The organism is Rhizobium sp. BR 314 (assembly GCF_047445805.1).
GTDB classification, from domain to species: domain Bacteria; phylum Pseudomonadota; class Alphaproteobacteria; order Rhizobiales; family Rhizobiaceae; genus Rhizobium; species Rhizobium lusitanum_B.
Genome location: NZ_JARWLA010000009.1, coordinates 182,079 through 191,725 on the forward strand (window position 1 = coordinate 182,079; position 9,647 = coordinate 191,725).

12 protein-coding genes are annotated in these 9,647 nt (G+C 54.3%); 8 read left to right on the forward strand and 4 right to left on the reverse strand.

Features of this window, described 5'->3' with window-relative positions:
• The first annotated feature begins 948 nt into the window (after positions 1-948).
• Positions 949-1,263, forward strand: coding sequence for a hypothetical protein (locus QD461_RS14980; RefSeq protein ID WP_414088448.1), 315 nt, complete (start codon positions 949-951; stop codon positions 1,261-1,263).
• Positions 1,264-1,522: 259 nt separating this feature from the next.
• Complete coding sequence (locus QD461_RS14985) at positions 1,523-2,938, forward strand: hypothetical protein (RefSeq protein ID WP_414088449.1); 1,416 nt, start codon at positions 1,523-1,525, stop codon at positions 2,936-2,938.
• 122 nt (positions 2,939-3,060) lie between these two features.
• Here QD461_RS14985 and QD461_RS14990 read toward each other — a convergent pair whose 3' ends face one another.
• The 4 genes from QD461_RS14990 to QD461_RS15005 form a co-directional block, all read right to left on the reverse strand.
• Positions 3,061-3,717 (reverse strand): papain-like cysteine protease family protein, encoded by a 657-nt coding sequence (locus QD461_RS14990; RefSeq protein WP_414088450.1) that lies wholly within the window; start codon positions 3,715-3,717, stop codon positions 3,061-3,063.
• A 10-nt stretch (positions 3,718-3,727) separates the two neighbouring features.
• A complete protein-coding gene (locus QD461_RS14995; RefSeq protein ID WP_414088451.1) occupies positions 3,728-4,444 on the reverse strand; it encodes a DUF4019 domain-containing protein in 717 nt (238 codons plus the stop codon).
• 16 nt (positions 4,445-4,460) lie between these two features.
• Complete coding sequence (locus QD461_RS15000; protein WP_414088452.1) at positions 4,461-5,009, reverse strand: M15 family metallopeptidase; 549 nt, start codon at positions 5,007-5,009, stop codon at positions 4,461-4,463.
• A 206-nt stretch (positions 5,010-5,215) separates the two neighbouring features.
• Complete coding sequence (locus QD461_RS15005; RefSeq protein ID WP_414088453.1) at positions 5,216-5,773, reverse strand: recombinase family protein; 558 nt, start codon at positions 5,771-5,773, stop codon at positions 5,216-5,218.
• 333 nt (positions 5,774-6,106) lie between these two features.
• On the opposite strand from QD461_RS15005, the gene QD461_RS15010 reads away from it, so the two are divergent.
• From QD461_RS15010 to QD461_RS15035, 6 genes are all read left to right on the forward strand, one after another.
• Positions 6,107-6,697, forward strand: coding sequence for a hypothetical protein (locus tag QD461_RS15010; protein ID WP_414088454.1), 591 nt, complete (start codon positions 6,107-6,109; stop codon positions 6,695-6,697).
• 66 nt (positions 6,698-6,763) lie between these two features.
• On the forward strand, positions 6,764-7,195 hold the full coding sequence (locus QD461_RS15015; protein ID WP_414088455.1) for a hypothetical protein: 432 nt from the start codon (positions 6,764-6,766) through the stop codon (positions 7,193-7,195).
• Positions 7,192-7,608 carry a hypothetical protein gene (locus tag QD461_RS15020; RefSeq protein WP_414088456.1) on the forward strand — a complete coding sequence of 139 codons (417 nt, stop codon included), beginning with the start codon at positions 7,192-7,194 and terminating at the stop codon, positions 7,606-7,608. The genes QD461_RS15015 and QD461_RS15020 overlap by 4 nt, the downstream gene beginning before the upstream one ends.
• A gap of 216 nt (positions 7,609-7,824) precedes the next feature.
• Entirely contained in the window at positions 7,825-8,574 is a 750-nt protein-coding gene (locus QD461_RS15025; RefSeq protein WP_414088457.1) for a DUF6602 domain-containing protein, read from the forward strand.
• 65 nt (positions 8,575-8,639) lie between these two features.
• Positions 8,640-9,212, forward strand: a complete 573-nt coding sequence (locus tag QD461_RS15030) for a hypothetical protein (protein ID WP_414088458.1) — start codon at positions 8,640-8,642, stop codon at positions 9,210-9,212.
• Between the two features lie 276 nt (positions 9,213-9,488).
• Positions 9,489-9,647, forward strand: a 159-nt coding sequence (locus QD461_RS15035) for a transposase (RefSeq protein WP_414088461.1), incomplete at its 3' end; no start/stop codon positions are given.

Here is a 9,647-nt window from a genome sequence, read left to right on the forward strand (position 1 = left end):
GGCCGGAATGCTGTTAGTCTCCTTTCATACGGTAAAAGCCGTCCTGAGCCAGCCGGGTGGCTGGCCGATGTGGTGTGCCCTGTTGGGCGTCCGATGCCAGGGTCAATAGGCATCGGGGGTCGCGCCGCCGCGGCGGCGCACGAATGCAATGAGCAAACATGTTGCTCTCCTTTCTAGGTTGGGAAACGGTGAGGAAGATGGATCTCGCTTTAGGCTTGATCTGGCGGGATTGTGAACGAGGACGCCTGCTAATTGCCAGCGCCGTGTCGCTGAAAATGATGCCGCCTCGTTCCGTCCGGAACGGGCATCATTCATCTGTCGTGTGAGATCATCCGTGCAAAGGAATGGAGTGATTGGGATTTGGCGGGTCCGTCACTCCCCAATCGATTGGCGAGTGACGGACCCGCCGCCGCCCGCACGGTCGGACATGGGATGTCCGACCCGTTCCGCCTTGGGCTTTGTGCCGGAAAGCCCGCCTGCTGCGACGGACACTCGGTGTGAGGTGGCACCCTGATCCACCTTCAGCAACCCGCAAGTCGTGWGCCGCCGCCCAAGGCGGTCTCCCGAGCACAGACTGGCGGAACGCTGATGGCGGTGGATCCTGTTGGGGCCACCCACCGATGCCTGCCCATCTGGACCGCGGGCTGTCCGAACCTGCACGCCGCGTCGGCGGAAGTGCGGGCGGCACTTTGTTTATTGGTGATTGGAAGAGACCTGGAGGGGAAAGCCTTCCCCTAACTGCAACCCTACGGTTTTACGTCACCCCTTCTGCGGGGGAGCCCGCAACGCCCCTTTGTAAAGTAACACTTGAAAACGCCGAAATGCGCCCAATACTGTAATCTGGAAATCAATCCACGAAACATTTATCGTTTGCAAATCCGGCCACGGGCTGGGGCGCAAGGGCTTTGCCCTACCGCGCCTCGGGTATCTCAGGGGCGGAGAACTAGAATGAAAGGCACTCCTGAGAGTATAATCCTTGATTTTATAGGCTCTTCCGAAGATGGTGGCATCACAGGATTCCACCTGCGATGCTTCGACACTCATGACGATAAAGAATCCGGAGATCCGGTAAGCTATATTTCCTTTGGCTATGATCACTGGGTTGACCCGGAAGATAGGAGTGACCCGGAGTTCATCGCGTTGGCCGAAAAATATGGGCCAAAGCGGCTGCTCATCTCGATCAACGGCGGTGACGATCTGGTCTACCTGTCTACAAGGTCCGTCAGAGCCATGATGGCGATCTTTCAGGAATACATTAAGTGAATATCCACAATGCCGCCGACGGAATCTCCGTCGGCGGCATTATCATTGCTTCCAAAAGTTTGATCATTACTGCGCTAACATAGGCGTAAAATATCCGGTTGCGTCCATGGCTTGCACCGTAGGCCCAAGCAATCACCATATATATAGTTAGATCAAGCATAACCAAGCCTCTCCGATTTGGCGGGTTTCTGGATATGCTTGAGACTAAATTCTTCTCTGGGCTCACTGCAAACGAGCGGTTCGCTAAGGAGTTTGCGAAATGATCGAACATATTGAAAAGAAATGGATAACGAGGGAGGAGTTTAAGAAAATCAAAAAGAGTGAACCACTCAGGCAGAACCTTGTGCGCACTTTAAAGGATGCCCTATGCAGAGTTGCTGACGATGGAACGGCGTTAAGTGGTCGAACAAAAATCCTGAATAAATTGTGGGACGAATCCGAGAGAAAACGTCTAAAATTCAAGATGGAAGACGGACGCTTAACCGAGGTACTGGCGGTTTCGCCCAAAGCGATGTACGAGCCTGCTATTGCCACTTTTGAAGCGATCAACTCGTTCCTCGGCGTCGAAGCAGGATTAACGCGTGATGATATTATCGGGCGAAATTATCTCGGTTCCGAAATCATCTTTGAGTACATGAACGACGGTGAAACGAACAATTTCTTAAAATCTCCGGTCACCGGCGCATATGAAACGTATGGGCTGAAAGGCCATGTCGGAAAAATTATCGAGGTCAAGAGATTTTTTTCCTTCTCAGATTTGCTGAGCACAAAATCTGGCGGAACTCCTCCCGAAGAATGCCTTATAAGACGAACACCAGGATCCACCACTGATTGGGCGTCGTCTCATTTGGGTGACCGAAAAGGCGACCTCACGAAATATAAACTCTCGGATTACCGGCCCCGAACCCTTGATGAGGGAGGAAATCTGAAGGAACTACACTTCAAAAGTTACAAACACCTAGAGTATAAAGAGTACCTTGATCGCGGGTTATTAAAAGACCCACAAAAGCGCATCGAGATGGGGCATGCCGATCCGCTTCTCAACAAAATTCCAAACCCTTTTGGCGTCCATGCCATCATCGCCTTCAACGACATGAAAACTTTCCTTTGTCTACAGCGAAGGTCGAGCCTTGCTTACGAGGCAGGTACAATTTCTTTTGGCTGTGAAGAGCAATTGGATAATTCCGATTTCTTTAGAGAATCTGCAGCGAATTTGGACAATCTTGTCAACAGACTCATTCTAGAAGAAGTCTTTCCGGCTGCTTACATTGAGCAAAACACAGCAGAAGGACGAAATATACTGGAAAATACCGTGGAATTTAAAAAGGTACTTTCATTAATGTATGCTGAAAATTATTGCTGCCACAATGCTGTGGCATTTATTAAGCTTAAGCTCGATGCACAGCAATATACGACATACTTCAAAGAGATCTTGCAGCTTGGAGAGGATGGCCTCAAGCGGCCACTTGAAGATGAAGGTCTTCGACTTTGCATGTCCATGGAGGAGGTCAATCGATTTTTAGCGACTGGTCGAGGAACGTTAAAGAGCCCGTTTGGACGGAGGATGGTTGACCTCGTGATCGACAGGCTAATCGATAATCAGAACGAAGCTGAATTCCGCCCGCACGTCTCAACAGTCTACAGAATGAAGATTGTCCGCGAATTACTCGGATAAGCTGCCAGTTCAACAGCTTATCAGCGTGCCCTCTGCAGGAAAGCCTCAATCGGCCATCACCGCAACTTCTGTAAATAAGTTCAACACCTGGCCTTTGTCCGAGTTGCGGGCAAGGAGTGTTTCTATAGCCGTTGAATTCTCGGCAATGCCAGATACCGGAGTGCACCTCCCATATGCATAGGCGTCATTTCCGCGGGGCTTTGCGGCCCACGCCGACCTATGCCAGGGAACGGATCCAGCAAGCCAACATTGACGACCGTTGGTTGCGGAGCCGTAGGCACGTAGGCGGCGGAAACCAACACCATTGCATGGCTAACGTTACCCATGATCAGCGGTTGCTCGGATCGAAGTGCCGCTACTATCATCGAATTCGTGATGCCAAACATGTTGACGTCTGCATCATAAACGCCCTCAAGATGGGCCGAAAACCTGTTCCCATTGTCATCGAGCCAAATGCGGCTCAGTTGTGCGGAGATCAAAGTTCCATTGGCTGGCAAGTTGTAGGGCGAACCGAAAGCCTCTGTTACAATCCGCTGTTGGCTAACGGGAACTCCATAGTAGCTAAATATCATAGAGATCGACGCGGCCCAGCACCACATGGTCGCTTGCTGGATGTCAAGTGCAGTCACCAACACAGGGGGAGGCACGCCGACCTCGCATAATTGCCCTGTGAAATTTGGTGCGGGCACGCAATTTTGGTAGGCCTTGGCATCGAACACTCCGACTTGCCCGCCGATTGCACATGCCAAGCCGCCTTTGAGGAATTTGCGCCTATCCATCCGAGGGTCCTTAACAATCTATAGTTGTCGGGGAAATTTGATGACTGAAAACTTTCCAAACCAGATCTTGCGTGGCGCGTACGGTCACGGACTCGACGCGACACTTCCCATTGTCGTTGGCAAATTTTGTATAATAATTGGTCGCGCGATACAGACCGACGGGATATCCCGGTGGTGACTCAACGCCGGCGGTGCCCTTGGGCTCACTCCGCCACTGCACCGCGCCGAGAGGAGCGACAAAGCTCTTATACACTTTCTCCAAATCCGCTTCAGATCCTATAATGAGGCCCTTGGCCGTATCGTCGAGCTCTGACCAAGCCTTGCTAATGTTCCCAGCGTCAGTATCTGCAAGATAGGATTGAATGACCGGCTCTGGCGATGTGGTCGGCGGAACGAATTTTACCGTCGCTCCTTCGATGGTGGGGCGAAATAAAAATACAAGCGCAAATAAGGCGATTGCGCCGCCCGCGCGGACGGCGGGCATTCCCCCCGGGCCGCTCCACTCCACACCAAGAGTACCAGGTAAAATCGCACCGATTCCAGCTGCCGCCAGAGCAAGAACCACGACAAAAGTGAAAAGTTGGCTCGGTGTTGGATTGGGGTATTGAGTGGCGAATACCAGCATCACAGCAACAAATATAACGCCAAAAGCAAATCCCAAAAGATTATTGATGTTAATCTGACCCGTGATTATGTTCTTCCGAACATTACCTGTATTTCCCGGCATTTCGCTCTCCACTTCTCTAATTTATTTCGCCAAACCGGGATTTCATTATCGCATCGATGTCAGAGAGACTGAAACCTGCGAGAACAGGGGATCCGGCCTTCCTCAGCTGTAAGTGGGGCCAATCTTTCAGGCTTCGCCATAATCCGCCGGCATCCAGGCCCATGTCGTTAGCGCGTGCCGCGTATAGCTGATAGCCATTCACGCCATCGATCACCTTTGATGGCGACCACTCTGCAGAGCCATTAACAGCCCAAAAGCAATCCAGGCTTTCACCCCATTGATGCCAGCTCAGGCCCGGCAATGCATTGGTAACGTGAGGCCCGTGCTGAGGGCCTACATCGTTTAGAAGCTCAGCCAAAAACGGAGCTCCGCCATTTTGCAGTCTAGCTATGGCTGAAATAATCTCTTCACGGGCGCGAGACTGACGCCATAACTTGGCCTGCTCTTGTGGCGTCCTGAGAGAAGTACAGGGCCTCATTTCGACCCCGACATTCAGTAGATCTTTTAAAAGATTTTCTATTTTTTCCCGAAATACGTCTTCCAAGCCGTCAAGCGTAACTGCCAAGAATGCCCCCATTCCCTAGAACAATACTATCATTTTGACGCCTTACTACCAGGAGTCAATATTGTTGCGAAAGAATTTCAACTCTGATTTTAAAGAAATTAGCAACCACTCTGCCTGTGTTGATTTGAAATGAAATTCGACAGGACACGGTTGTTAGCGCCGAGCGGCTTTTGCTTGATAAGACATGCGAATGCTAGGCGCTCGTGCTACGGATCGCGGGTGCGCACTCGTAAAATCGTGCTCTCACTAACACCATATGACCGTGCAATCTGCGAGTACGGCTCACCTTTAGCCTTCCTCTCCATGACCTGAGCTTTCTGGTGCAGGCTCAGCTTCGGTTTGCGCCCGAACTTAATGCCTTTTGCCTTGGCCAGTTCGCGACCAATAGCCGTATTCGCTAGAATCCGCAGCCGCTGGAACCGAGCCCCCGACGCCTGCAGATACGCCGCGGTATCGCCGAAATCATGGATCGTATCGATGAACGGCTCATCGAGGAGACGCAGCCGCGCACCGACACTGGTCACCTCGCGCATCACCAGCACCATATCGAGCGGATCCCTGGCCACGCGATCCGTGACGGTGGCGAGAAGCGTATCACCGGGTTCCAGGCTTGCGAGGAGCCGCAGCAGTTCCGGTCGCCCTTGCGTGTCCTTGCCGCTCTTCTTTTCGTGGATAATGCGCTCGCACCCGGCCTTCTGCAGCCGGTCGAGCTGATACGCCAGATCCTGCTTTTTGGTAGAAACACGGGCATATCCATAGATCATGACGGTATTCTGCCAAGTAATTGGACCGGATCGACGGGCAAAGGCATGCCTTCAGAGCCTTGTATTCATTCATATTAACACCTGATTGCAGACCGTCATAAATCACGACTTTTGCAAGAGGAGTGGATTCACATTCTGTTACAGGTTTAATAGTTCAGCAATTCTTTAAATACTTGATTCTGTTCTATCGGCATTTGCCGCGGCGGCAGCCGAGAGCCGCCCGTCAAAAGTCGTGATTTTTGCTACCCAGAAAGCGCCGGGGGCTTTGGCCCTGACGGCGGATTCCGCAGGTCAGCACGGCCCGGAATCCGCCCATGTGTCTTTGGGGGTTCCATGCCGAACACATTCAAACTTTCAACGCTTCTTTATGTCACCGCCATGGTCGTGGCTCCCTTCATCCTCATGCCCCTCTCGGACATGATGAGGCTCAACCTGAACCACCTTGGCCTCGCCATCTTCACAACGCCGGTATTGGGCTTTCTCGCCTACCGCTCGTTTCGCAAGGGCAACCTCACTGCGGCGGTCCCGGCTCCGACGGAGACCGCGCCCGTTGCAAGGGCCGCGCCTACCGGCTTTGGGCGTAGCTGGATCATCGCTGGGGCGGCCATCCTCGCGGTTGTCCTGACCGGCTACGGCGTCCGCACCGGCTACCTGTTCGTACCGGGCGTGTCCGCGCCGCCGATCGAAGGTGCGTACCGGGACGCAGCCGGTTCCAAGATTGAGTTTTTGGGTGACGGCACCATGGTGATCACCACCAGCCAGTCCACTGAGACGGGACGATGGTCGCGGCTGGACGCGACCCGCGTGCGGATCGAACCGGGCTCTATGAGCTTGCTGGCACAGGTCTGCGGCTACCGCTTTACCAGCCGCGCCGCGTTCACTCTCGACAACTGCGACTTCCGCGCCGCGCTCACCCGCCTGTGAGCGATATCAGCCGGACATTGAACGATGACCCCGTGCCGATCTCCCGGCACGACTAACCCCGGAGACATGACCATGATAGCCAGACTTGCCCGATATGGATTGGTATGTGCCTCAGTCGCCTTGCTGGCGACCCAGAGTGCCGCCAACGAGGAAGCCGACCGGGCCATCCGGCAGCGGAAGTGGGAAGCCTACGCCGCAGACATCGTGGCGAAATACCCCGCCCAGAAGGCGTATTTTATTCACAACAAGACGCCGCGAGACCAAGGTCTGGCTGACGAGGTCTATTCGGCCCTCAGGAAAAGCGGCAAGGACGCCTTTCTCTACGACAGCTTTTCGGCAGGCGACATCGCGGGCATTCAGGAAAAGGACTGGCGCTCAGTCGAGCAGGCCGATGTTGTGTTTTGCGGCTGCACCGCGCCGGAAGCTAAAGCCGTCAGGGCAACCGTGACGAAACAAGGGTTCACCGGCCAGTTCGTGGCTCTCTCGGAGCCCAAATGAGCGCCCGTCATTTTGGGACGATGGCGCTCGCGGGAGCCTGTCTGCTGGCGGTTCCCGCCTTCGCACAGGAGGAAGGGCGATCGCCGATTGTGCGCCAGGCGTTCAAACTGGCCCCGACCGACGGGTGTTTCCACTATGAGGGCAATGCAGTTGAGTTCATCGGTCGTTTTCGCGCTGGCAGCTATGTCAGCGTCACCATGCACACGCTTGACGAGGTGGGCCAGCCTCTTCCGGCCAGCGACGAGCAGCGTGTTCCGGTCATGGACGCGCCGGAGTTCAGGGTCTCCGGTCCAGCATTATGGTTCGGCCCGTTGCCCGCCAGCCGCCCGTACACCATCAGCTTCATGCCTACGGCGGCGTTCGGTTATTCCGGTCGAGTGACCATCTGCGGGCGTGGATTCCCGCCCTCCTGATCCTCCGATGCGGTGATATGCACGATTGAGGGCGATCACCATTGCCGTATACGGCGCAACGAGGCTCTTGTGTGGAAAGCCAACAGTGAACTGTTCACAGATGTCTCGCTCCGATGCGGTCAGCGGCGTGATCGTACAGCGCAGCCTAAAGCAGTATTCCCCCGTTCGTGAGGTGGTAGTTGACAGAATTATAGTCTCTCGGCGTATGTTGGGTGTATGCCCTCAAAACATTTCGACTATATCTCAAACAAGATCGCCTCCGCGAAACGGGAAGCTGACAGCCTCGCTTCGGGAGTCGGCCATCGTGGAATTGAAGGCGAGATTCGGGAAATTGCAGCGCGAGACTGCGTGGAGCCCTTCCTAACTCAAAGCTACCAATGTGGCACCGGCAAGGTGATCGATTCACGCCGTGCGATTTCGGATCAAATCGACCTTGTCGTCTATCACAGGAAAGTCGCTCCCCCAATTCTCGTCAACCGTGATCTGGGCCTCTATCCCGTTGAATGCGTGCGCTATGTGTTCGAGATTAAAACAAAGCTGACCGCAGCAGAAATCAAAGACGCCAACAAGAAGTTCAGATCCGTCAGTCTACTAACTTCATTCCCGAAGAAGCAGCCAGACGGCACTATCCAAGGGGGACGTCTGCCAGCTACCGTGCTGCTGGCCTTTGGCTCAGATATAAAGGGTTCAGAGGTCCAGCGATACATGAAGCACACCGAGGGGGTGTCTCCATGCACGGCGATCTGTGTGTTGGGAAAAGGGTACTGGGTGCACGACTACGCGTCGAAGTCATGGTACGGCTACGAGAGCCGAGCTGACCATCCGCCGTATACAGAGTTCTGCCATTTTATTACGGGTTTCATGAACACGCTTGCGGCCGAGGAAACGTCGATGAGACCGTTTTCACCGGGGGCTTATGTCAATGGTGACGAGTTCCTGACCGACCCGTCTCAGTCCAGCGTCTAGGGGGCTGCGTGAGCTTTGAGCGAAGGGAAGTCAAGAATGTTGCCTGCCTTTGCGGACAAGGCCGATTGCGCATTGATGTCACCTACGACGATACCGACTGGGGTATTCGCGATGAGGGTTGGGAAGCCGAATTCACCTGTGCGGAATGCCGTGAGGGATATTGTGTGGTCCGAGCAGGACGGGGTGTCGATATCATTCGTGCAGAGGATTATCGGCGTCGGGACGCGCTGATCCAGCAGGCCACTTCAGAAATTAACGCGGTCCTTCGCTCCGAGGCAGTTGCACACGCGCTTGAAACATTTGCCGATAGAGTGGAGGCGCTGCCGACCGTCGCCGCCAAATACCGATTGTTGCGGGAGCTAAAAATTGAATCTGTGACACTAGCCACGTTCCGAAAACACATTCGTGGGATCTCGGTACGGAAATGGCTGAGCTGGATGGTGCCCATCGAACGGGACCAAGAAAGAAGCCTTCGGCACCTCGTTGCAATTCTYGATTTTCTCTCAATCGATAGCGCCGGACTGAAGGATGTTATCGAGCACGCGGATATTTTAAGGGCGCAGGCATTCGCAGCCCAGGACAATGCTGTAATGTCTTTGGGGCCAATTAACCTATTTGCCGCCTTCGCCCAGCATTAGAAAGAAGCCGCGCTTCCCGCGCAGTTGCTTGACTTAGTGGGGGCCAAGTGGCTTCGCCCCTTTCTCCCCCCAACAGGTCTTCCGCCCAGCTTCCTTCGCTGCGCTCCGTGCAGCAGGGTCCCCGCGAAGACTGTTGTCCCCTTCCATCCCCACCGCTCGCGCGGCCCCGGGAAGCAGAACGCGGTTCGTAAGCGGACAGGCCATCCCACGTAGCATCGAGACGCGAAATCGCTCATTTTCAGCATGAATCATGCTGGGAAACCTATGAGTGAAGATATGAATCATGGTCGTACGTTCGAAATTCTGACGGCGGAGCCGGTGCGAACGCGGCGGAAACCGAAGTCGTGGTCAGATGAGGACAAGGCTTTGATTTTGGAGCAAGCTCTGGCTCCTGGCGCTAATGTCTCTGCGGTCGCGCGTGCCCATGGAATGGAC